Source organism: Saccharothrix luteola (assembly GCF_020859565.1).
GTDB classification, from domain to species: Bacteria; Actinomycetota; Actinomycetes; order Mycobacteriales; family Pseudonocardiaceae; genus Actinosynnema; species Actinosynnema luteola.
The window spans coordinates 85,747-109,594 of sequence record NZ_JAJHUO010000002.1 but is presented as its reverse complement, the minus strand read 5'-3'; the positions used below and the strand labels follow the sequence as shown (position 1 = coordinate 109,594).

11 protein-coding genes are annotated in these 23,848 nt (G+C 72.2%); 7 read left to right on the top strand and 4 right to left on the bottom strand.

What is annotated here, in order from left to right; genetic code table 11:
* Positions 1-92 precede the first annotated feature (92 nt).
* A complete protein-coding gene (locus tag LNK82_RS02250) occupies positions 93-6,629 on the bottom strand; it encodes an RHS repeat-associated core domain-containing protein (protein WP_230565205.1) in 6,537 nt (2,178 codons plus the stop codon).
* A 266-nt stretch (positions 6,630-6,895) separates the two neighbouring features.
* Positions 6,896-8,056, bottom strand: a complete 1,161-nt coding sequence (locus tag LNK82_RS02245; RefSeq protein ID WP_230565204.1) for a trypsin-like serine peptidase — start codon at positions 8,054-8,056, stop codon at positions 6,896-6,898.
* Between the two features lie 175 nt (positions 8,057-8,231).
* On the opposite strand from LNK82_RS02245, the gene LNK82_RS47545 reads away from it, so the two are divergent.
* Positions 8,232-11,489, top strand: coding sequence for an AfsR/SARP family transcriptional regulator (locus LNK82_RS47545; protein WP_230565203.1), 3,258 nt, complete (start codon positions 8,232-8,234; stop codon positions 11,487-11,489).
* Here LNK82_RS47545 and LNK82_RS02235 read toward each other — a convergent pair.
* Positions 11,476-12,318 carry a hypothetical protein gene (locus tag LNK82_RS02235; RefSeq protein ID WP_230565202.1) on the bottom strand — a complete coding sequence of 281 codons (843 nt, stop codon included), beginning with the start codon at positions 12,316-12,318 and terminating at the stop codon, positions 11,476-11,478. The two genes, LNK82_RS47545 and LNK82_RS02235, sit on opposite strands and share 14 nt — an antisense overlap.
* Before the next feature lie 1,175 nt (positions 12,319-13,493).
* Here LNK82_RS02235 and LNK82_RS02230 point away from each other — a divergent pair.
* The 6 genes from LNK82_RS02230 (at position 13,494) to LNK82_RS02205 (ending at position 23,135) form a co-directional block, all read left to right on the top strand.
* Complete coding sequence (locus LNK82_RS02230; RefSeq protein WP_230565201.1) at positions 13,494-14,432, top strand: aminoglycoside phosphotransferase/kinase family protein; 939 nt, start codon at positions 13,494-13,496, stop codon at positions 14,430-14,432.
* Positions 14,433-14,462: 30 nt separating this feature from the next.
* Positions 14,463-15,005 (top strand): GNAT family N-acetyltransferase, encoded by a 543-nt coding sequence (locus tag LNK82_RS02225; RefSeq protein WP_230565200.1) that lies wholly within the window; start codon positions 14,463-14,465, stop codon positions 15,003-15,005.
* A 524-nt stretch (positions 15,006-15,529) separates the two neighbouring features.
* Complete coding sequence (locus LNK82_RS02220) at positions 15,530-16,579, top strand: multicopper oxidase domain-containing protein (RefSeq protein ID WP_230565199.1); 1,050 nt, start codon at positions 15,530-15,532, stop codon at positions 16,577-16,579.
* Between the two features lie 32 nt (positions 16,580-16,611).
* Complete coding sequence (locus LNK82_RS02215) at positions 16,612-20,592, top strand: ThuA domain-containing protein (RefSeq protein WP_230565198.1); 3,981 nt, start codon at positions 16,612-16,614, stop codon at positions 20,590-20,592.
* A 30-nt stretch (positions 20,593-20,622) separates the two neighbouring features.
* Positions 20,623-22,167 (top strand): OmpL47-type beta-barrel domain-containing protein, encoded by a 1,545-nt coding sequence (locus LNK82_RS02210; RefSeq protein WP_230565197.1) that lies wholly within the window; start codon positions 20,623-20,625, stop codon positions 22,165-22,167.
* Entirely contained in the window at positions 22,164-23,135 is a 972-nt protein-coding gene (locus tag LNK82_RS02205) for a hypothetical protein (protein WP_230565196.1), read from the top strand. The genes LNK82_RS02210 and LNK82_RS02205 overlap by 4 nt, the downstream gene beginning before the upstream one ends.
* 119 nt (positions 23,136-23,254) lie before the next feature.
* Here the strand turns inward: LNK82_RS02205 and LNK82_RS02200 are convergent, their stop codons facing one another.
* Positions 23,255-23,746: a nucleotidyltransferase domain-containing protein gene (locus LNK82_RS02200; RefSeq protein WP_230565195.1), complete on the bottom strand. Its 492-nt coding sequence runs from the start codon at positions 23,744-23,746 to the stop codon at positions 23,255-23,257.
* Positions 23,747-23,848: the final 102 nt, after the last annotated feature.

Below are 23,848 nucleotides of genomic sequence, written 5' to 3'. Positions count from 1 at the left end.
TGCGTTGCGACGTCTCTGGTGCGGCACCCATCGTGACGGGTGCCGCACCACAGCAGGCCATCACGCCGGCTGTGCCGGCCGACCCGCGAAGGTCATCTCCTCCTGTTCTTCTTAGTCGACGACTTCTTGGTCGACGACTTCTTGGTCGACTTGGCTGCAGCCTTCTTCCTCGGGGCCTTCACACCATGTCTCGTCTTCTGATGATCTGTGTCCTTGCCGCCGACGTGCCGCGGGTGTCCCTTGGCGTTGCGGCCGCCCCGCCACAATCCGCCCTCCCAGTGCTCGCCGTGGGTATCGTCCTTTTGGCGGACGATTATCACGTCCTTGCCCTTGGCGTTCTTGTAGCGGTACCCCTTGCCATCCGGATTCTTCCAGGTCTCGAGGGGCTTGGCGTTCCTCTCCACGTTCCACTGCCGCTTGGCGGCGCGATAGGCCGCCTTCGTCGAAGGGCTGACCGTGGTCATCCCGGGGACAGCGCAGGTCTTGTTGTGGACGACGATGTCGAACTGGTCGACCTGGACGACAAATGTGTGGATCTCGTCGACGTCCAGGTTGTAGACCACTTGGTCCTGCACGGGCCCCCGGTCGACGACGCCCGAGACCGTGGCCGTTTCGCTTCCGCTGCTGACCACGTCACCCCGGCGGACGTCGACAGCATCCACCCATCCGCGACCAACCACCCAGATCGGGTGTTCCGCAGTCGCGACCAGCGTGGAGGAGACGTCGCCGTCGAGATCGAGCGTCACGAGGTGCTTCGTACCCTCGCCCCGGATCACAGCCCGCACCGGCCTGGCGTGGGAAAGCCCTGTGCGCGGGTCCACCGCGATGACCATGTCACCGACCTGCACCCGGTCGATCGGAACGTGCCTGCCATCCGCCAGCAAAACCGGAGTCCGCGGGACGAACGAGTTGCACTTGGTTGGCTTCTTGACCGAACCCGTCCTCTTGCCGGTCGCCTGCTTGACCGTCCGGGACGACTTGGCTGGTGACGCCTTGGCGCCCTTCGCTGTTGCCTTAGTACCCTTCGCCACCGCCTTCGTCGCCTTGGCGCCCTTCGCCGCGCCCTTCGTCGCGGCTGCCTTCGCGGCGGTCTTGCCGGCCACCTTCTTGGCCACCGCCATGCCCGCCTTGAGCAGCAGCTTGCCGCCCGGCACGAGGTTGGCGGCCGCGCCGGCCGCCATCTCCAAGGCCTTCTTCTTGTTGCCCAACGCCGCGTGCGCCGCCGCGCCGGCCAGCCCCGCCGCCGTGCCGATCGGCCCCGGGATGTAGGACGCGACCTCCGACACCTTGGCCACGACCTTCGCGGCCTTCTTGACCCAGCCCCACAGCAGGCCGTCCGGGTCGCTGAACGTCAGCGGGTTGTTGTTGGAGTACAGGTAGCCGTGGAGTTGTTGCGGGTCCTCCTCGTCGATGATCGGGTCCACCGACAGGAACCGGCCCGTCTCCGGGTCGTACTCGCGCGCGCCGAGGTGGGTCAGCCCGGTCGAGGCGTCCTCGGTGCCACCGACGAAACCGCGATCACCGACCCAGCCCGCCGGCTTGTCACCCCGGTCCGCGCCGAACGGCAGGCGCAGCCGGTGCTCCGCGGCCAACGACGAAGCGTCCACCGACGTCTCGGCAGTGCCGTGGTGGTCGGCGGACAACCACGTCAACGACTCACGGGTGCGGACCGCGATCGTGTCCTCGTTGTGCTCGTAGTACCGCGTCGCCGTGAGCAGGCCGACCTTGTCCACGTGCAGCTCGGTCGTGCCGATGTACAGCGTGGTGCCCTCGGGGTCACGGCGGATCAGCCGGTCGCCGTCGGCGTCGTACTCGAACGACGTGGTCTTGTCGCCCTCGACCACCGACGTCACGTGGCCCTCGGCGTCGTAGGACAACTCCTGCGCACCGCGGGCGGTGGTGTTGCCCTCGACGTCGTACTCGAACGAACGCACGTCGTCGGGCACGCCCGGCTTGCTGGTGCGCACCGACGCCAACTGCTTCGAACCCGGCCGCGGGTACTCGTAGGTGCGGGTCGTGTCGCCGCCCGCACCGTGCAGCACCTCGGTGAGCCGGTTGCCGATCTTGTCGTAGGTGTAGGAATGCCAGTACGGCGCAGGACCACCCAGCCCGCCGGCGCTCGGCTCCTCGTCGCACGACCACGGCGCGGTCCACGCGTCGGTCAGCCGCCGCAGGTGGTCGACGCGGAAGCACTGCGTGTCGACCGCCCGGCCGGCGGAGGCGTTGACCAGCTTGGTGATGTTGCCCGCCGGGTCGTACTCCACCGTCCGGTCCACGACCGGCGTCGCGTCGTTCTCCTGGTACATCGTGGCGCCGACGAGCCGCCGGGTGCCGTCCTCGTACTCGAACGCCTGGGCGGCCTGCTTGCCCGCCTCACCCATGATGTACATGCCGACTTCGCCGAGGTTCGTGCGCAGCGTCCGGTCGACGTACCTCGACAGCCCCTGCACCGAGTCCGCGTTGCCGAACTGGTCGTACCCCTGCTCCAGCACCTCCGCGGGCAGGCCGCCCATCGCGGGCAGCGACACCGACGTCACCTGGTCGGCGGCGTTGTAGCTCAACGTCGACTCGTACCGGCCGGCCAGCGCGCCTTCCCGCGCCGGGACGGTGACGGCGTTGCCGGTCGGCAGCTCGGCATCGTCGTAGCCGAGCACCTCGTCCCGGTACTCCTGCCCGTCGACGTAACGGATCTCCGCCACCGGCAGGCCCTTGCCGAGGCTGTCGAAGGTCCACTCCAGCACCTTGGTGTCGCCCTGGCGCGTGGCGACCTTGCGCCCCAGCGCGTCGTAGCTGTGCGTCAGCGTGGAGCCGCGGGAGTTGGTGCTGGTGAGGAGCTGGTCCTCGTCGTCGTACGTCATCGTGGACGTGCCCTGGTCCGGGTCGTCCACCCGCACAAGGCGACCGCGCACGTCGTAGTGGCTGCGCCAGGTGTTGCCCGCCGGGTCGGTGATGGTCTCCTGCTCGCCGGCCTTGGTGTAGGTGTACCTGGTGGCGTCGTAGTCGCCCGACGGGGAGCCGGACGAGTACTGGCGCAGCTCCACCACGCGTCCCTCGGCGTCGAGCAGCTCGGTGGTCGCGGTGCCGCCGTCGGGCGGGTCCTCGCTCACCCAGTTGCCGCCGTAGGTGGTGGTCGTGCGCCACTTCTCCGCGCCGCGGACCAGCAGGACCTCGGCGACCTCACGCCCCGCGCCGTCGTAGCCGAACGCGGTCTGCGCCGGGACGTCCTGGTCGGACACCACCAGCAGGTCCGTGCCGGGCTGGTCGGGGTTGTGGTAGGCGGCGTTGGTCCGCGCCACCCGGCCGTGGCTGTCGTAGACCGTGTCGGTGACGATCCGGCCGCCGTCGGGCGCGGGCGCCTGCACCTGGCGTTCCCGCAGCAGCCCGTCGAACAGGGTGTGCGAGGCCACCTGCCCGCCGTGGCCGAGCAGCTTCTTCGCGGTCACGGCGGACGGCGCGTCGTTGCGGAACAGGTACTCGAACTCCACGTCCGGGACGTCGTCGGTGCTCCGACCCGGCTGCCACACCTTGGTCAGGCGCCCCAGCGGGTCGTAGGCCATCGTGGTGCGGCGGCCGTTCTCGTCGACCTGCTCCACCGCGTCACCGGTCGCGACCCGGAACGTCGTGCTCTCGGTGTGCCCCAACGCGTTCGTGCTGGTCACGGACGTCACCGGGCCGCCGACCGCGGGCGTGTAGGCCGTGGTCTCCTTGTTGCCCAGCGCGTCGTGCTCCTCGACCTCACGGCCGTGCGCGTCGTACACCGACCGCTCGAGGGTGGTGTAGCGCGGTGTGGCACCGTCCCAACCGGACAGTTCCTCCTCGCGCGTCGGGTCGCCCTTGGCGGGCGGCGCGTCGAGGTCGTCGGACCCGTCGTAGTAGGTGCGCTCGTCGGAGATCACGTCGCCCGGCGCGTAGTCGGCGACCGAGCAGTTCACCGACACCTTCACCACCCGCTTGGGGGTGGCGATCAGCCACGCGTCGAGGTTGCGCGCGTACTCCACGCGGGTGCAGGTGTCGTCGCCGGCGACCGCGAGGTCCCCGAGGTCCGCGGTCCGGACGTGGGCGCCCAGGTCGTCGTAGAAGTGCTGTTCCTCGGTCTCCCGGAAGCCGCCGCCCGCCAGCGCGGTGCGGACCCGGGTCTTCTTGACCTCGGTGACGTAGGCGCCCAGGTCGCCGGCCGCACGGCGGCGCACCGCGTTCGGGCCGATGACCTCCGGTTCGGTGATCTCCCGTTCGATCTCGGGACCGCCGTCGCCGTCGTAGGTGATCTCCTCGTAGGAGAAGCCGCGCAGCGCGGGGTCGTCCGGACGCCCGCCGAGCTCGTCCTTGCGGGTGGTGCCGTCGGCCTTGCGGTCGCCCCACATGCCGCGGAAGAAGCGGTGCTCGACCAGCGTGCGGGGGCCGGACGAGTCGCCGGTGCGCACCTTCACGCTGTGGTAGCCCCGCCACTGGCCCCAGGACTTCAGCTCGTCGGGGACGAGTTCGGCGTCGTCGTGGTGCCACGCCGCGGCGCCCGCGGGGTACTCGTAGGACGTCACCTCGTCGGGTGAGCCGCCGACCCGGTCGATCTCCCGGACCTCGGTGACGAGGTACTTGTGGAACCAGTCCAGCTCGGGTGTGGACGTGCCCTCCGGCGACCAGTTCGCCGGGTAGCACGGCAGGCCGTTGTCGTCGGGGACGGGCAGGTCGCCCGGCACGCAGCCGTGCGCGGCGTAGGTCACCTGGATCTCGCCGCCGGTCTCGGTGTGCACCCGGCCGACGCGCCACCGCTTCAGCAGCGGCCGGCGGGGGTCGGGCACGACGCGGTTGTCCAGCAGCACGCCGTCGAAGTTGACGTCCGGGGTGACCGCGGTGCCGCCGACGTGGCCGGTGTGGGTGATCGACTCCAGCCACAAGCCAGGGCTGGTCGCGTCGTGGGTGGCGGGGAACAGGTGGTTCAACGTCCACGAGTCGACGTCGGTGAGCTGCCCGTCCTGCCGCACCTGGCTGGTGATCTTCGCCAGCCGCTTGGCGCCGAAGAAGACCGGCGAGTGCTTGCCCGCGCACGTGCCGCCGTCGCACTGCTGGTCCCACGGCACGTCCGGCCAGTCGGCCGGCTGGGACCGCACGCACGCCGAACCGGGCAGGCACCGGTCCTCGGCGGTGAACACGACCCGCGCGGCGGGCTCGGTCTGACCGTCGCGCAGGCCGTAGTCGATGCGCGCCAACTGCCCGCTGCGCACGAACGGCGTGGCGAGGGACGCGGTGTTGTTGCGGCCGTAGTGGTTGGTGTCGGTGTCGTAGTAGTAGGCGACCGTGTCGCCGTGCCGGTCCACGACGCGATCGAGCATCCACCGGTACGCCTGCTGGCACCACGAGGCGGCGAACGACGAGGCGTGGCACGGTTCGCCGGGTTGGTTGCCGAACACGGGCACGGTCCACGCCGAGCGCGCCGCGGCCCGCAGGCCGAAGAAGTACTGCGTGCCGTCGGGCGCGGTCATGCGCCAGTGCTCGCCGTCGTTGTCGCCGTTGTCGGCGCCGAAGAGCTGGTCCACCCGCCAGCCGTCGTCCTGCTCGGCGCGCCAGACGCCGCGGCCCGCGTCGTGCACCAGCTCGCCGGCCACGCCGGGCAGCGCCACGACGGCGTTGGCCGAGGCGTAGCAGAGGTCCCCGGTGGGCGTGGTGTTGTTGCCGCCCGCCGCGTCCGAGGCGCAGGAGGTGTACTGGCGCTCGATGAAGCCGGGCTGGAAGTCGAAGCCCTCGCCGATCCAGGACGCCTGGTTGTTGCTCGCGGCGGTGCGCCCGTCGATCCCGCCGGAGGAGTAGGACAGCGCCACGTCCGGCTCGGGACCGGGCACCGGCGGCAGGTCGAGCGGGTAGGCCCAGGAGAAGTCGCCGGACTGCAGGCCGACCTCCCACGTGGCCGACGGCGACAGCGACGTCGGCTTGAAGGTGCCCGCGCTGCCGCCGGACGCCGCCGTCACCGCGTAGAGCACGTCGGGTGCGGTGACGCGGCGGCGCTGCTTCTCGTCGTCCGGGACGCGGGGCGTGCCGGACGCGGTGACCTCGCCGCGGATGCGGCTCCCGTGCACGTCGTTGCTCGCGGGCACCGGGGTGCCGGTGACGCACTCGGCGCGTTCCGGGGCCCACGCGGCACAGGCGGGCAGCCGCACCAGGCTCAGCCGGGACGCGTAGTCGCCGCCGAACTCGTCGCGGAACGACGAGTAGTCCACGTCCACGGTGACCGGCCCGGCGTCGGCGGCGCCGTCGGCACGCTGGACGCGGAACAGCACACCGCCGACGCCCGCCTTCTCGGCCACCGGCCGGTCCAGCACCTCGACCCGCACCCGCTGCGGGCTCTTGGCGTTGGCGACGCCGACCCGCACCGGCAGGTCGGCCGCGCGGACCGGCTCGGCCGCCACCGCGACCTCGGCGCTGCCCGCCTTCGGCCGGGCGACCTCGCGAGCGGCCTTCGGTGCCGTGACGGCGGAATCGACGGCCGGGTCCGGCGGGCGCGGGCGCACCGCGACACCGCCACCCGGCACGGACTCGGACTGCGCCACGCCGGGCCAACCGCGCGGCGCGGGGTCGGCGAACGCGGTGGGGACGTTGAGCAGGCTCGCCACCAGGGCGAGCACGAGTCCGACCGCCAACGCGGCACGGGATCTCGGTGGTGTTCCCGGTGTGGACGAGCGACCCCGGCCGGGGCGTCTGCGTGAGCGCACGGGCGTTCCTCTCCTGGGCACCGTCAGGCCACCGAGAAGCACATCCGGTCCGCGACGCCGCGAGGGCCGGTGCGAACGGATCCGAACAGATCCGAACGCGACCGGCCCTCATCCACCGCCGCTCACAGGTCAGCCACTCGTGGCGCCGGCAGTGGACGCCCGAGGGCCGCGAAGGGCCCTCGGCGCCCCGATCCCTACTCGCACGCGTGATCGTTGAACGCGCTGGGCGACAGGTGGATCCAGTGGCAGAAGTTGTCGGACCTCTTCCCGGTCACCTTGGTGCCCCAGTTGCCGTGGTAGGCCATGATCGCGATCACCCGCCGGTCACCGCCGTTGTACTGGTAGATCGGCGAGCCGCTCTGACCGGTCTGGCTGTCGGCGTGGGTCTTGATCATCTTGGCCAGCACGAGCTTCGTGGAGTTGTCGTCGCCGTACAGGTGGTTGTCGCACTGCCCGTCGGCCGAGGGCGAGGCGGCGCAGGTGTGGCTCCAGCCCGGGTAGCCGAACGTCCAGTGCCCGCCCCAGTACCCGCGGGAACGCCAGCCCAGCCAGCCCAGCCGCGCGGTGGACGCCTGGTCCTCCAGCACGATCATCCCGTAGTCGTAGGCCGGGTTGCCCCAGTCGTACCAGCCGGAGACGCTGAAGTACCAGGTGGAGTTCTTGAGGCCGTTCGGGTAGGTCCCGATCCCGTTCTGGCCCGGCGCCACCTTGCGGTTCGGGAACCAGCCCTGGCCCGCGCCCCCACCGCCCTGGTGGATGCAGTGGCCCGCGGTCAGCAGGTGCCGCGGCCCGACCAGGGAGCCGGAGCAGTGCGAGGTGGTGGAGCCGGGCGCCGAGATCGAGCCCATCGCCCGCCACGGGTAGCTCGTGGTCGCCGTCCGCAGCACGCGGTCGTCGGCGTCGAACACCGTCCGGGCGCCGAACCCGCCACCCGTCGCGGGAGCGGTGGTGTCCGGCCGCGGCTCGCCCTCGGGGTCCACGTCCGGGGGCGTCGGGTTGACCGGGCGGCTCTCCTCCGGGCCGACCGGTGACGGCGTGATCTGCCGGTACAGCCGCCCGTCCGGCGAGACCGCGACGCCGAGCTCCCAGCTCTCCGGCCGGTCCACGTCGAGCCGCTGCGCCTCCTCGTCGGTGAGCGCGACCGGCCGCGGTTCGGCGCCGGGATCGGCGTAGGTGGCCAGCCCGACGCAACGCCAGTCGGCGCGCCGGTCCAGCTCGGTGGCGGGACGGTCCGCGCACGGGTCCTCGGCCCTGGCGACCGACGCGGTCACCACGGGCGCCAGCGCCGCGATCAGCAGCAGCACGACCGCTCGGGCCGGCCGGTGTCGTTTGTCGTGCGATGTCCGGAGGTTCATCGGTGCCCCTTCGAAAGTCGGGTGACGTGGTCGCGCACCACGGTCGTCACACGCCTTCCGGTGGCCTTAGCGCCGGCATAAGGCGGCCGGACCGACCGGCCACCGGGGCTGATCACATCGGGTGAATCCGCCGACGACCGCGCACCAACCGCCCTCGATGTGCAATGGATAACGTGTGACGACGACCGGGACCACCGACACCGTCGTGCGGCCTCGCCTGGACTACCTGCTGGCCGCGGCGCGGTCGAGCAGGATCACGACGGTGGTGGCGCCCGCCGGGTACGGCAAGACCACGTTCCTGGCCGGGTGGACCGCGCGGGCGGAGGTCGCCTGGCACACCGTCACCGAGGAGGACCGGTCCGCCCAGCCGCTGCTCGTCCGCCTCGCCCGTGCCCTGCGCGTCGTCCTGCCCTCGCTCCGCTTCGAGCCGCCCGCGGTCCTGGCGGACGACGAGGACGCGGGCGAGGCCGGGCGGACCGACCGGGCGCACGCGATGGCCGCCTCCCTGTGCGACGCGATCGCCGAGGCCACCTCCGCCGGTGGGCGGGCGCTGCTCCTGGTGGTGGACGACCTGCACGTGATCGGCCGCGACGACCGGGCGTGCGGCGTGCTCGAAGCGCTGTGCCTTCAGGCGCCACCGGCCCTGCGCGTCGTGCTGTCCGGCCGGGAGCCGCCGCCGTTCCCGGTGCAGCGGCCGGCCGGGCCCTCCGGGCCGCTGGAGGTGACCGCCGCGCAGTTGGCGTTCACCGAACGGGAGACGCGGGAGCTGGTGGCCGACGACCGCGCCGCCGCGGAGGTCCACCGCCTGTCCGGAGGCTGGCCGGCGGCCGTGCGGCTGGCCGCCGAGGCGCTGGGCCGCGACCCGGCGGCCGGGCCCGGGCCGACGACGCGGCACGCGCTGCCCGCGGCGCTGCCGCACAACCGCGCGCTGTACGACTACCTGGCCCACGAGGTCTTCGACCGGGAACCGCGAGGGGTCCGCGAGCTGTTGGGTGTTGCCGCGCTGTTCGACCGCTTCGACGCCGAGCTGCTGGCGGCGCTCGGGTTCGCCGATGCCGCCCGGGTGCTCGCCGACCTGCTGGCCCGCGGGCTGTTCGTCGAGCGGCTCGTCGCGGACCCGGGCCGGCTCGGCCTGATCCCGTTGGCGCGCGTGTTCGTCGCGAGCCGCGCCTCGCTGGACGCCGCCGAACGACGCCGGCTCGGCACGGCCGCCGCCGCGTGGCTCGCCGAGCACGGCCGCCTCGGGGAGGCGCTCGCCGCGCTGGCCGGGCTCGGCGAGCACCGGGTCGTCGGCGCGCTGCTGGCCGAACGCGGCGAGGAGCTGCTCCAGCAGGGCGGTGCGGACACCGTGATCGCCGCCGTGGCCGAGATCCCGCCCGACGACCGCGACCCGGTCACGTGGCAATTGGCCGGCGTGGCGCACCAGGTGCGCGGCGAGTGGGGCCTGGCGCTGGCGTGCCTGCGGCGCGCGACGCCCCCGGGAGCCCGCACACCCGCGGCACTGGCGGCCCGCATCGCCGCGATGCACTACTTCAGCGGTGCGCCGGACCGGACGCTGGCGGCCTGCAAGGAGTGCTCGACCACCGGGGCCGACCCGGCGGCCGAGGCCAGGGTGCGCGGCCTGGCGGCGAGCGCCCACTGGGCACGGGGGGACGTCGCGTCGAGCCGGGCGGAGATCGCCGCGGCGTCGGCGTTGGCCGGGGAAGCGGGCGACGACGCGGCCTTGGCCGCCACGCACACCGTGCTGGCCATGATCGCCGACGCGGAGGGCGACCGCCCGGCGATCGCGGACCACTACGCGCGGGCGTTGGCGCACGCCCGGCTCGCCGGCGACGTGCTGGCCGAGATCAGGATCCGGGTCAACCGGTCCGCCCACCTCGTGCACGAGGCGGACCACGCGGAGGCGCTGGCCGAGTTGGACACCGCGTTGCGGCTGGCCGACCTCACCGGGTTCACCAGCTACCGGGCGCTCGCGCTGAACAACCGGGGCGCGGCGTGGCTGGGACTGGGGCGGCTCGACGAAGCCGCGGCCGACCTGCACGCGGCGCGGAAGGTGTACACCAGGACGGGTTCGCGGCTCGCCAGCCTGGCGCTGGAGTCGCTCGGGGAGGTCTACCGGCTCCGGGGCGAACGGGCGCTGGCCCGGGACGCCTTCACCGAGGCCGTGCGGCTGGCCGAGGAGAACGACGCCGTGCCGCAGCTGGTGCCCGCGCTGGCGGGGCTGGCCCGGGTGCTGGCCGACGAGCAGCCCGGGACCGCCCAGGACCTCGTGCGCCGCGCGTTGTCGTGCGGCACCGGCCTCGGCTACCCGGCGGCGCTGCTGGCCGCCGCACGGCTGGCGCTGGCCCGGGGTGAACCCGACGAGGCCGCCTCCCACGCGGGCCGGGCCCACGCGGTGGCCGCCCGTCGTGGCGACCGGGCCGCCGTCGCCGCGTCGCTCGAACTGCTCGGCCGGGCCCGGGCCGGGCGCGACGAGGCGTTGTCGCTGCTGGGCCAGGCCGCCGCGGCGTGGGCCGAGATCGGCAACCCGATCGGCGGCATCGAGGTGTCGATCGCCAAGGCGCGGGTGCTCGGCGGGGCGGACGGGCTGGCGCTGGTCACCGTGGCGGGCCAGGCCGCCGGCCGCCTCGGCGCCCGCGGGCTGGTCGCGGAAGCCGCGGCCGTCGCCGAGTCCTGCGGCCGGTCGACCGGACCCGCGGTGTCGATCCGGACCCTCGGCGGGTTCCAGGTCCTGATCCGCGGCACGGCGGTCCCGGCCACCGCGTGGCAGTCGAAGAAGGCGCGCGACCTGGTCAAGATCCTCGTCGCGCGCCAGGGGCGGCCGGCGACCCGCGAGGCGCTGATGGCGCTGCTGTGGCCGGACGAGCCGCCGGAACGCGTCGCCAACCGGTTCTCGGTGGCGCTGTCCACCGCGCGCCTGGTGCTCGACCCCGACCGGTGCGACCGGCACGGCATCGTCGCCGACACCGACCAGGTGCGCCTGGACCCGGCCGTGGTCGACGTGGACGTGCTCCGGTTCCACGCCGACGCGAAGGCCGGGCTGGCGGGCCGGTCACCGGCGCTGCTCGCGTCGGCGGAGACCGCCTACACCGGCGACTTCCTGGAGGAGGACCCCTACGCCGACTGGGCGGCCGAGCTGCGCGAGGACACCCGCCTCACCTACCTCCAGGTCGCCTCGGCGCTGGCCGGGCACGTCGCCGCCGCCGGCGACCACGTCGCGACCGCCCGGTACTGCCTGCGGGTCCTGGAACTCGACGGCTACGACGAGACCGCGCACCTGACGCTGGTCCGGGCCTTGACGGCGTCGGGCAGCCACGGCGAAGCGCGACGACGCTACCGGGCCTACGTGTCGCGGATGCGCGAGATCGACGTGGAGCCGAGTCCGTTCCCCGACTCCACGCCGCCGCGCGGTGCGGGACTCACCCCTTCTTGAGGCAGATCGCGTAGGCCTCCACGTTCCACCGGCTGGCGCCGTCCGGCGCGATCACCGTCATCGAGTCGGTCCCCGGGTCCGGCTTGGCGCTCACCAGGACCGCCTCGGAGTCGGGCGTCTCGCCGGTCACCAGGCCGCCACCGCCCATGAGCTGGAACCCGTCGTCGCAGGTCGCGGTGGCCTCCTGCGCCCCGAGGTCGGGGAACTCGCCGGAGTCGGCCACCACGCGCACCAGGCTGCCGGCCATCGTGGCGTCGCAGATCGCCGACGCCTCCATGGTCCACTGCGCGTTCGCCGGTCCGGATCCCATCGCGGTGGCCGTGGTCAGCCCCTCGTCGGGCACCAGCCCGTACAGGGCCGCCTTGTCCTCGGCGTCGTTCCCGACGACGTCGCCACCGACACCGGTCAGGCTGCCGGCGACCGCGCAGTGGTCCGAGGCTTCCTTGAGGTCGACCGACGCGGTGCCGAACGGTTCGTCGCGCGCCAGTTCGGGGTTGCCCGCCGCGCAGAGGGCGTAGGCGGTCACCGCCCACGCGGACGTCGTCGTGCGCGACCTGGCCCGCACCACGACCCCCGACAGGTCCGCCGACGGCCGGATGGAGTCGATCACCACGTCCCCCGACCGGTTGTCGACCGCGCCACCCGCCGAGTACAGCTTCGTGCCGCGCGGGCACAGCGCCCGCACGGACTTGTCGGAGTCGGTGGACGGGCTCACCGCCTCCACCAGTTGGACGTCCACGGCGGCGCTCGCCGCGCTCGCGTGCCCGGTCGCCAGCCCCACCGCGAGACAGCCCGTCGCCACCCGCGTCCACCACGTCGTCCTGGTCATCGATCCCCCTTGATCTCCGCGCGCGGCCGTGACCCGCGACGCCACGAACCAGGGTGGGGCCGGGGATTACGGTGGTCTTAAAGTCGGGGGGCCGGCCGCCTCCGGTGCGAAGGCCTGGTGCCGCGTCACGAAAGGTTGGGGTGGTGATCGTGTCGGGCTGACCGCTGCTGGTGGTGGCTGGAACGCTGCTGGTGGAGGTGTTGCTGGTGGCTCGCGTCCTGGCTCTTTACGACAGTCCACCGGCCGACGGGCGGGTGCTCTGCGCGGATGAGTTCGGCCCGCTGAACCTGCAACCGCGACCCGGTCGGGACCGGTTCCATCGCGGGCATCCCACCCGGCAGCGGGCGACCTACACCCGATGTTGTCCAGGCCATGACCGGGCTCGCCCGCCACATCGCCCAGCCAGCCCCCGGCACTGCCGAATCCGGCTCTATGTGATCAAGGGCCGGCGCAAGCGCAGCCTCAGCCAGTCGATGTGTGCGTGCGTGCTATCGGTAGCACGCCCAGCCTTGCGCGTGGTTCTGCTCGAGTACTGCATACGCCCCCGCGCCGTACTGCAAACTGCAGGCGTGGTTGAGATCCATTTCTCGCACGCGGTAGGTCGCCCAGCCAAAGGGCGGGCCCACCCACATCGAGTCCACGCAGCGCCATCCCCTCGCGTGGTTCTCAACCAAGTAGGCGATGCTGGCGTCCCCCGGATTGACTGTTCTCTGGCAGTAGGCACCCAGGTTGATGCCGCCGAGGCGGGTGGCCGCCGAGGCCGGCGGAGCCATGACGGCCAATCCTGACGTGGCTATGACCGTGACGGCCGCTGCGCTCAACCAATTCCGTACACCCATGTCAACCCCTCCTGTCGTCTCAACGTCCCCTTTCGCGGACCGGGAGCAAGTCTGCCCCTCGCTAGGCACGAACTGGATGACGGACACCGGATCTGTCCTACAACTGTCGACAGCGTGTCCCCGGACGCCACGACGCACCGTGCTGACCGGCAAGCGGAACCGGCTCGCGGAGCACGTTCCGGCCGAACCCGGTCCCCGGTCGACCGCGCGACCTTGACCAACCGCTGCGCCTGCTCCGGCTCCAACGGCCGCACGAACACCTCAGCCCGACACGATCACCACCCCGACCTTCCGTGACGCGGCACCAGTGCGGTGCCCGGCACTAGAGTGGTGCTCATGATCACCGAGGAAGAACGGACCGCCCGCTCACGTCGCGCCTGCGACGCCGCCATCGCCGCCGCGACGGCGCTGGGGCTGGACGCTTCCGAGGCGAAGGTCCTGTACGACGTGTTCTCGGTGGTGGTGGACCTCGCGCCCTCGCCCGTCGTCGCACGCGTGCCGGTGGTGACCCCGCGCGGCACCACGTCGACGGGCTTCCAGCGCACGGAACTCGACGTGTCGAGGTGGCTGGCGGCACGCGGCGTGCCGACCGTCGTGCCGAGCGCGCTCGTCCCGGCGGAGCCCGTCGAGCGCGACGGTTTCGCGATGACCTTCTGGGAGAAGGTCGAGGGCGCGACCCCCACCGACTACGACGCGGTGAAGCGCATGCCCGTCGTCGCCCGCCTGCACTCGATCCTGGCCGAGTACCCGGGCGAGACCGGCTTCTTCCCGGGGATGCAGGGGTACGTCGACCTCGCCTTCGACGACCTCGAAGGTCGGGACGACCTGCTGCCCGCCGCCGACCTGGCCCGCGCCCGCGCCGAGTGGGCCGTCCTGTCGCCCGTCATCTCCTCGCCCGCCGCCTTCGCGCGGGCGTTCCCCGGCGTCCCCGTCCAAGTGGTCCACGGCGACGCCCCGTTCTACAACCTGATCGAGACCGCCGACGCCCTGCTGTACTCCGACTACGAGCACGTCGGCGTCGCCCCGGTCGAGTGGGACCTCGCGCACACCGGCGAAGAGGCGATCGCCTCCTACAACGCCGCCGCGGCCGATCTGGGCCTGCGCACGGTCGACACGGGCGTGCTGCGCGCCATGGAGCGCTTGCGCGACCTCCAGGTGGTCGCCTGCCTGGCGCTTGTACCGCAGCTCCCGCTCCTGGTCGACGGCCTGTCCCCGTCGCTGGCGGCGTGGCGGGTCACCGAGCCCTGGCAGAGTGGGGACTTTCCCGCGAAGTGAAGCGGGCCGTCCGAGGGAGGGGTCGCGGTCATGGCAGGCGACGTGACACCGGGACGCGAGACCGTGCTCGAGACCGAACGCCTGCTGCTCAGGCCGTGGCGGGTGGCCGAGGCCGCCATCCAGCGCGAGCTGTGGACCGAACGCGATCCGCGCGTGCCACCGCACCGCCGGATCGACGCGGACGGTCGCCCCACGGTCGAGGACCTGGAGCACGCGATCCGCATCCGCGCCCACCAGCCGTCGTCGACCGGGTTGCTCGCGATCGAGCGGAAGGCCGCTGGTGACGTCATCGGCTACTGCGGGCTGATCGACAGCGGCCGAGGGGCCGAGGGGGAACCGGAGCTGGCGTTCGAGCTGCTGCGCCGGGTCTGGCGTCAGGGCTACGCGACCGAAGCGGCGTGGGCGGTCCTGGACTGGGCCAGGTCGTCGGGGTACGACCGCGTGTGGGCCACGGTCTGGGACTGGAACACCGCGTCGCGGCGGGTGCTGGCCAAGCTCGGGTTCACCGAGACCGGGCGGACGGAAGTGGACCCGGTCCGCGGCACCACCCTGTTCACCACGCGACAACTCTGATACCCCGCCTGTCGCCGGTGCGAATCGCCGCGCACGACGACGGAAACCGTCAACCCGACCGCAGCCCATGATCATGGTGAATACGCACGGTCGGCGGGAACCGGCGAGCGGGACCGACCAGGAAGCGAATTCGGACGATCACCAGCCCCGCGTCTTGTCCGCCGTGAACTTGCCGAGTGCGCGGGCACGACGCCCAGTGGGCCGACCGAGTGAACGGCGTACGGGCGTCCCACACTATGACACGGATTGTCCGGTCCGTTAGGCCGGTTGGCCCTTCACTTTCGTTCAAACCATGCATAAGTTGCAGATGGTTGTTGCGAAAGACTGCCGAACTCCGCTCAACCGCACACCGGACAACCACGACCTCCGACGCCGTCCGCGAAAGCACACCCCGGACGGTTCATTCGCTGCGGGGAATGGACGATCCGCCCATTCCCGAGCCGCCCGTGCCCACATTGTTCCACGCCTTTCCGGCACCGGCGTCGCCCTTTCCGGACACCTGCCGTCGACCTGGATGGAGAACGATGACCGAGCACGCCCAACCCGGCTGGTTCACCAGGCTCGTGTCCCGGCGGGCCGTGCTGGCGACCGGCACGGCGGGGCTCGCCGTGCCGGCCGCCATGACGCTCGGCCCGGTGGCGCCCCGACGGGCCGCCGGCGCGCAGGCGGGCGTGGTCAAGAAGGTCACCCTGTACGCGGAATCCCTGCCGGACAACCTGTACGGCTACGGCCTGGCGCCCGGTCGGGCGACCGTTCCCGGTCCGGTCCTGGAGATCTACGAGGGTGACGCGCTGGAGGTCACCCTGGTCAACAACACCGACCGGCGGATGTCCATCCACCCGCACGGCGTGGACTACGGCGTCGAGTCCGACGGCAGCCCGCTCAACGCCTCCTTCAACAACCCCGGCGAGACGCGGACCTACACCTGGCGGTCACGGGAGATGGTCGCCACCGCGGGCAGGCGCCTGATGCCCGGCAACGCGGGCTACTGGCACTACCACGACCACGCCATGGGCACCGACCACGGTTCCCTGGGCATCGCACGCGGGCTGTACGGCGCGCTGGTCGTGCGCCGCCGCGGGGACATCCTGCCGGACAAGCAGTTCACCGTCGTGTTCAACGAGATGACGATCAACAACCTGGTGGCGCCGCACACACCGATCTTCGAGGCGGACCTCGGCCAACGGGTGGAGTGGATCGCGATCGGGCACGGCACCCAGTTCCACACGTTCCACCTGCACGCGCACCGGTGGGCCGACAACCGCACCGGGATGCTCGAAGGGGCGTCCGACCCGAGCCGGGTGATCGACAACAAGGACCTCAACCCCGGCAGCTCGTTCGGGTTCCAGGTGCTGGCCGGCGACGGCGTCGGCCCCGGCGCGTGGATGTACCACTGCCACGTGCAGAACCACTCGGAAACCGGGATGTCCGGGATCTTCCTCGTGCGCAACGCCGACGGCAGCATGCCGCCCGGCGCGCAGGAGGCGATCGACCGGTTCCGCGGGCACGGCCACGGCGCCGCGACCGCACAAGCCCCGACCGAAGGGCAGCACCACCACTCGTCGACGCGATGACCTCGTGGCCGACGACGACGAAGGAGTGAGGGATGGGGCCAAGGACCGCTCCGGGCGGACACCGCGGGAGAACAGGGAGCAGGGCGCTGTCGGCGGCGACCGCGGCGGTGGTCCTGCTCGGCGGATCGCTCACCTCCGCGACCGCGTCACCGGCCGTGCCGCGGCAGGCGCCGACCGCCGCCGCCACGCCGGTGTCGGTCCTGGTCTTCCACGGCCCGGCCGCCGAGCAGCAGGACCCGGTCGTGCGCGCCACCCTGGCGTTCCGGGACATCGGCGCGGCCAACGGCATCGCCGTCGACGAGTCGTCCGACCCGGCCGCGTTCACCGCCGACAACCTCGCCCGGTACCGCGCCGTCGTGTTCCTGTCCGCCTCGGGCGCGACGCTCAGCCGTGACCAGGAAGCGGTGCTGCGCGACTACGTGAAGGCAGGCGGCGGATTCCTCGGGGTGGCCGACGCGGCGAAGGCGCAACCCGAGTCGTCCTGGTTCACCGGCCTCATCGGCGCCCGCCCGGTCGGCACCACCGCCACCCCCGAGACGGCGAGCGCGGTGACGGCGAGCGGCGAGAACCCGCCGAACGAGACCAAGGAGATGCTGGCCGACGGCAAGCCGGAGACCAAGTGGCTGGTCCGCGGCACGACGGCGTGGGCGGCCTACCGGCTGCCGGCCGCCGCCGCGGTGAACCGCTACACGCTCACCTCGGCCAACGACGCGCCCGGCCGTGACCCGAAGGACTGGACGCTCAAGGGCTCCGCGGATGGCACGACCTGGACCGACCTGGACCGCCGAACCGGGCAGACCTTCGCGGAACGCTTCCAGAGCCGCACGTTCACCATCGCCGAACCGCGGTCGTTCCAGCACTACCGCCTGGACATCACGGCCAACGGCGGCGAGCCGATCACCCAGCTGGCCGAGCTGCGCCTGTTCTCCGGCGACCCGACACCCATCCCGGACCCCGAGGTGCACCAGTCCGTGGTGAACCTCGTCGACCGGCAGCACCCGGCCAACGAGGGCCTGCCGCTCACCATCACCCGCTCGGACCGCTGGTACAACTGGGAGCCCAACCCGGTCGGCACCGTGCACACCGTCGCCCAGGTCGAGGAGCGGCACTACGACCCGGGCCCGGGCGCCAACGGCCCGTTCCACCCGGTGTCCTGGTGCCGTGACCACGAAGGCGGTCGGTCCTTCTACACCGGTATGGGCCACACCGAGGACGGCTACGGCGAGCAGGCCCTCCGCAGCCACCTGACCGGCGCCCTCAAGTGGACGACCGGCCTGGTCCGCGGCGACTGCCAGGCCACCATCGCGGCCAACTACCAGGTCGAACGGCTCACCGCGGCCAACCAGACCGGTCAGCTCGACCAGATCGGCGAGCCGCACGGCCTCACCGTCGCCCCGGACGGCACGGTGTTCTACGTCGGCAAGGCCGCCTGCCCCACCGGCCCCGTCGTCGCGTGGACCGACCCGGAGGTCGGCCTCGGCTGCGGCACGATCCACCAGTTCAAGCCGGACACCAAGCAGGTGAAGCTGCTGGCGACGCTGCCGGTGATGGGCAACCGCGGCAGCGGCACGGAACTGGTCAAGAACGAGGAGGGGCTGCTGGGCATCGTGCCCGATCCCGAGTTCGCCGAGAACGGCCGGCTCTACGTCTACTGGATGCCGCACGACACCGTCGACCGGGAGAAGCGGACGGGCAAGCGCACGATCTCGCGCCTCACCTACGACCGCGCCGCGCAGACGATCGACCTCGCCACCCGCAAGGACCTGCTCCAGTGGGAGGTCCAGCAGCACAGCTGCTGCCACGCGGGCGGCGGCATGGCGTTCGACGCCGAGGGCAACCTGTACGTGGGCTCCGGCGACAGCAACTCGTCCCTGGGCTCGCAGGGCTACTCCGGCAACAACTGGGCCGCCGACTGGCAGGGACTGTCCTTCCAGGACGCCCGCCGCACCGCCGGCAACACCAACGACCTCAACGGCAAGATCATCCGGATCCACCCCGAGCCGGACGGCACGTACACGATCCCGCCGGGCAACCTGTTCCCGCCCGGAACCGCGAAGACGCGCCCCGAGATCTACGTGATGGGCGTGCGCAACATCTCGCGCCTGCAGATCGACCCCGTCACCCAGTGGCTGACCGCCGCCTGGGTCGGTCCGGACGCGGTGCAACCGAGCCCGGAGCTCGGCCCGGCCAAGTACGAGACCGCGACGATCATCACCGAGGCGGGCAACCACGGTTGGCCCTACTGCATGGGCGACAAGCAGCCGTACCGCGACCGCAGCACCACCGACGCGACCGTGCTGACCGGTTGGTACGACTGCGACGCGCCGAAGAACCACTCCCCGCGCAACACCGGCCTGGTCGACCTGCCGCCGGTCAAGAAGAACATGATCTGGTATGCGCCGGGCGGCGGCGGCCCGGTGTTCCCGGACCGGCCGGACGGCAGCGGCATCCCCACCTACAACGCCGCCGACGCCACCTACACGCAGCCGTACCTGCGCGGCGGCGGCCAGGCCGTCATGACCGGCCCGACCTACCACCGGGAACTGGTCGACACCGGCAGCGGTGTCGCGTGGCCGGAGTACTGGGACGACAAGTGGTTCATCGGCGACCAGTCCAACTCGGCCAACCGGGTCGCGGTGACCATCGACCCGGCCGGCGTGCCGACCGCCGCTCCCCCGGCCTTCGCCGAGAGCCTGCGCGCGATCATCCCCGGTGGCCTCGGCAACGACCGGCTGCAGAGCTGGATGGACGCGAAGTTCGGCCGGGACGGCGCGCTCTACCTGCTCGACTACGGCGGCGGGTTCTTCAGCCTGCACGCGAACCAGAAGCTGATCCGGATCACCTACCGGGGCGGCGCGAAGACGCCGGCGCCGTCCGCGACCGCGGTCGAGGTGCAGAACAAGCCGCTGACCATCGCCTTCACCGGTTCGCGGTCCGGCGGCGCGTCGCACCGCTGGGACTTCGGCGACGGCACCTCGTCCACCGAAGCCGACCCGAGGCACACCTACGACCGGGTCGGCGAGCACCGCGCCAAGCTCACCGTGACGTACGCCGACGGCGAGACGCAGGTCGTGCCGCTCACCGTGAACGTCGGCTGCTCGGTCCCCGACGACCGCGCCACGGTGCGGCTGGGCGACACGGACTCGGGCGTGGCCAACGCCCCGGTCGGCGGCGGCTGCACGGTCAACGACCTCATCGACGACGAGAGCGCGTGGGTCGACCACGGCGCCTTCGTCCGCCACGTCACGGCGGTCGCCGACCGGTTGCAGCGCGACGGCGTGATCACCGGCCGCGAGAACACCGCGCTGGCCCGTGCCGCCGCCGGCTCCGACGTCGGCACGGCGGGCAACACCGGGTACGAGCCGATCTTCGACGGCACGGCGGCGTCGCTGCGCGGCTGGTCGCAGGCGCCGTCGGGGTCGTTCTCGATCCAGCCGGACGGTTCGCTGCGCTCCTCCGGTGGGTTGGGCATGCTGTGGTACGCCCGCGAGCAGTTCGGTGACTTCTCGGTGAAGCTGCAGTTCCGCGACATGTCACCGGACGGCGCCCACGCCAACAGCGGTGTGTTCACCAGGTTCCCGGATCCGCGCGTCCCGGTGGAGCAACGCCCGCCGGGCAGTTGCGGGACCGTGGGTTCCGCGCGGACGTCGGCGGCCTGGGTGGCGATCTACTGCGGGCACGAGATCCAGCTCTACGACGGCCCGACGGGTGAGCCGCAGAAGACCGGGTCCGTCTACAACTTCGACCCGGTCGGGCGGCCGCCGTCCGGCGTGCCCGCGAAGGGGACCTGGAACGACTACGAGGTCCGGGTCGTGGGCCGGCACTACACGATCGTCCGCGACGGCGTGGTGATCAACGAGTTCGACAACGCGCCGGGCAAGCAGTCGTCCCGGCCGAGCGACCCGCCGACGGACCTGCGCCAGTTCGCCGAGGGCTTCCTCGGCCTGCAGAACCACGGCGCGACCGACGTGATCGATTTCCGCAACATCCGAGTGCGGTCGCTCCAGCCGTGACCGGCAGGTCCGCGCTCAGGAAGGTGCACCATGTTCCGACGTTCGACCGCCGCGGTGGCAGCGGCGTTGATGTCCCTGACCGCCGTCATCCCGGCCGCTCCCGTCCAGGCCCGAGCCCAGGAGCAGGTGCTGACCTGGACCGCCGACAACGACATCACCCGCTACAAGTCCGCGCCGACCACCGCGGCGCCGGGCCCGACGAAGATCGTCTTCGAGAACAGCGAGGCCACCGGCAACACCACCGGCATGCCGCACACCCTCACCTTCGACACCTCCACCCCCGGCTACAACCACGACGTGGAGCTGAACATCCTGGCCAACCCGTTCGACACGCGCAACGGCAGGCACGAGGCCGCGGTGACGCTCACCCCGGGCAAGTACCGCTACCTCTGCACCATCCCCGGCCACGGCACGATGTCCGGGGAGTTCACCGTGACCGAGGGCGGTGAGGACACGACCCCGCCCACCGTGACGGGCGAGGTCACCGGCCCGCGCGATGCCGCAGGCAACTACCTCGGCAGCGCCACGGTCACCGTCACGGCCTCGGACGCGGGGTCGGGCGTGGGGCTGGTCGAGCACGAGGTCGACGACACGGGTTTCGTGCCCCACACCGAGCCGGTCCGGATCACCGCCGTCGGGGACCACTCCGTGCAGTACCGGGCGACCGACCGGGCGGGCAACACCTCCGAGGTCGGCTCGGTGTCGTTCCGCGTGGTCGAACCGCCGTCCGACACGACACCGCCGGAGGTGGCCGCCGACGTCACGGGCACCAAGGACGCCCAGGGCAACTACGTCGACAAGGCGACCGTCACCATCACCGCCACCGATGCGGACTCCGGCGTCCGCGGCCGCGAGTACCAGTTGCACTCCGGGCCGTGGACCGCCTACACCGCACCGGTCGAGGTCACCGCGGCCGGCTCGCACATGGTCCACTTCCGCGCGACGGACAACGCGGGCAACACGTCACCGGAAGGCATGGTCGCCTTCACCGTCGTCGCCACGCCGGTCGACACCGAGCCGCCCACGACGTCCGCCGTGGTGTCCGGCGCCAAGAACCCCGACGGCGCCTACCTGGACGACGCGACCGTGACGATCACCGCGTCGGACGCGCAGTCGGGCGTCGAACGGGTCGAGTACGCGCTCGACAGCGGCGAGTGGACCGCGTACTCGTCGGCGGTCGTGGTCGGCACGGCGGGCAGCCACACCGTGCGGTACCGGGCCACCGACAAGGCGGGCAACACCGCCGAGGCGAAGTCGGTGTCCTTCACCGTGGTCGAGCCGGGGGCGGACGCCTGCCCCGAGTCCGACACGCGCGAGACGGTGGTCATCGGGCCTGACGACACCGGGGTGGCGAACGTCGACACCGGCAACGGCTGCACCGTCAGCGACCTCGTCGACCAGCACGGCGAGTACCCCGACCACGGCGCCTTCGTCCGGCACGTCGAACTGGTCACCGCCGACCTGGTGACCAGGGGCGTGCTGACCTCGCGGGAGCAGGCCGTCCTCGTGCGCGCGGCCTCGCGGTCCGACATCGGCGAGCAGTTCCTTCCACCGCAGCAGGGAGAACCGAGATGACCAGACGGACCGCACCCGCGCTCGCGACCGTGAGCGCCATCGTCACCGCGTCGGTGCTGGGCCTTGTCCAGGAGGCGCACGCCGACCTCGTGATGTACTGCGTCGGCAGCGGCGGGGCCGTCACGGTCCCCAGCGACCTGTACGTGCCGCCGGGCGAGTCGTGCTCGTTGACGGGCACCACCATCACCGGCAACGTGCGCGTGGCCGCCGGCTCGAACCTCGTGATCACCGGCGGCACGGTCAACGGTTCGGTCAAGGTCGCGGCCGACGGCTACCTCGACTCGACCGGCACCAGGGTCGACGGCGGGGTCACCCTGGCGGCCGGCGGCTTCGGGCTCTACCTGAACAACACCGACGTCGGCGGCGTGGTCGTCGAACCGAAGGGCTCGGCGACGATCGAGGGCTTCCTGTTCGTCGAGCGGGGCTCGAGGATCGACGGCGACCTCACCTCGGGCGTCGGCGAGGTCAGCGTGACGGGCAGCGAGGTCACCGGCGACGTCAGCACCACCGCGGCGTACTTCACCGACCTGCACGACAGCTTCGTGGACGGGGCGCTGTCGGTGCTGAACAACCCGACCGGCAGCGTCGTGTGCGGCACCGCCGTCGGCGGCCGGGCCACGTTCGCGGGCAACCTCGGCGGCGTGCAGCTCGGCCCGAACGGCGGCCTCGACAGCTGCGCCTCCGGCGGCTACTTCGCCAGGGACGTCGGCATCTCGAACACGACAGGTGGTCGCACCACGCTGGACGACAACATCGTCAACGGCGTCCTCCGCCTGACCGCGAACAACCCGGTGGCCGAGGTGGCGGACACCAACAGCATCCGGGGCGGGATCGTCGGCGACCACTCCGCTCCCACCGGGTCCGCCGCCACCGCCGACGGCGTCCGCGGCAGCGCCGACGAGCGCGCCCGTGAGCGACGTGCGCAGGCCACCGCGTCCACGACGGCGAAGGGTGCCGCGCGCCTCTGAGGTCCGGTGTCGCCGGCGGTCCGACGTCGCACGCGCGCTGCGTCGCGCGGGCCGTGCCGGGGACCGGACCGCCGGCACGGGCGCGGCCGGCAGGTGCAGGTAGCAGGGCCGGGCAGGGGTCAGAAGTGGGTGGCGATCCCGAACGCTTCGCGGAGCCGGGCCATGTCGTGGCGATCCCGGTCGGTGGGCTCGTAGCCCTGGTGGAAGTAGACCTGCTGCTCGGCTGACAGGCAGGGCACGGTGCGGTCCAGGATCGTGCCGGTGACGAAGCACGCCGCCGGGTAGGCGAACGGCCGCCCTGGTTCGAGCGACGCCTGCGTGGCGCTCCCGTCGGGAGCGAAGACGAGCGGGTGCAGGTCGATCTCGCGTCCCCTCGCGTCCACGACGACGAAGCGCACCGGACGCCAGTCGACCGATTCGGCGAAGCCCAGTTCGGCGAGGGTCGCGACGACAGCCGGCTCCTGTCCGCCGCGGTGCATGAGGTCCAGGTCCCGGTGCGGGCGGGTCTGCCTGCCCAGCAGGGCGTCGACGCCCCAGCCCCCGCCGATCCACACGTCGCTGCCGGCCTTCCGGAGCGCGTCCAGGATCTCCAGCACGTCGTCGCCGGTCACGGTCGCCCCCCGCCTGCCCCGCAGCGGCGATCCTACCGAGCCTGGTTCCCGATCCGCGATCGTGGCCGGTGGGGACAGTGGGAGCGTCGGTCGCACAGGTTC

Excerpts from the sequence above, each read along its gene's own strand:
- LNK82_RS02220 (WP_230565199.1), top strand. The coding sequence starts at position 15,530 with ATGACCGAGCACGCCCAACCCGGCTGGTTCACCAGGCTCGTGTCCCGG.
- LNK82_RS02230 (WP_230565201.1), top strand. The coding sequence starts at position 13,494 with ATGATCACCGAGGAAGAACGGACCGCCCGCTCACGTCGCGCCTGCGAC.
- LNK82_RS02205 (WP_230565196.1), top strand. The coding sequence starts at position 22,164 with ATGACCAGACGGACCGCACCCGCGCTCGCGACCGTGAGCGCCATCGTC.
- LNK82_RS02225 (WP_230565200.1), top strand. The coding sequence starts at position 14,463 with ATGGCAGGCGACGTGACACCGGGACGCGAGACCGTGCTCGAGACCGAA.
- LNK82_RS02210 (WP_230565197.1), top strand. The coding sequence starts at position 20,623 with ATGTTCCGACGTTCGACCGCCGCGGTGGCAGCGGCGTTGATGTCCCTG.
- LNK82_RS02215 (WP_230565198.1), top strand. The coding sequence starts at position 16,612 with ATGGGGCCAAGGACCGCTCCGGGCGGACACCGCGGGAGAACAGGGAGC.
- LNK82_RS02235 (WP_230565202.1), bottom strand. The coding sequence starts at position 12,318 with ATGACCAGGACGACGTGGTGGACGCGGGTGGCGACGGGCTGTCTCGCG.
- LNK82_RS02245 (WP_230565204.1), bottom strand. The coding sequence starts at position 8,056 with ATGAACCTCCGGACATCGCACGACAAACGACACCGGCCGGCCCGAGCG.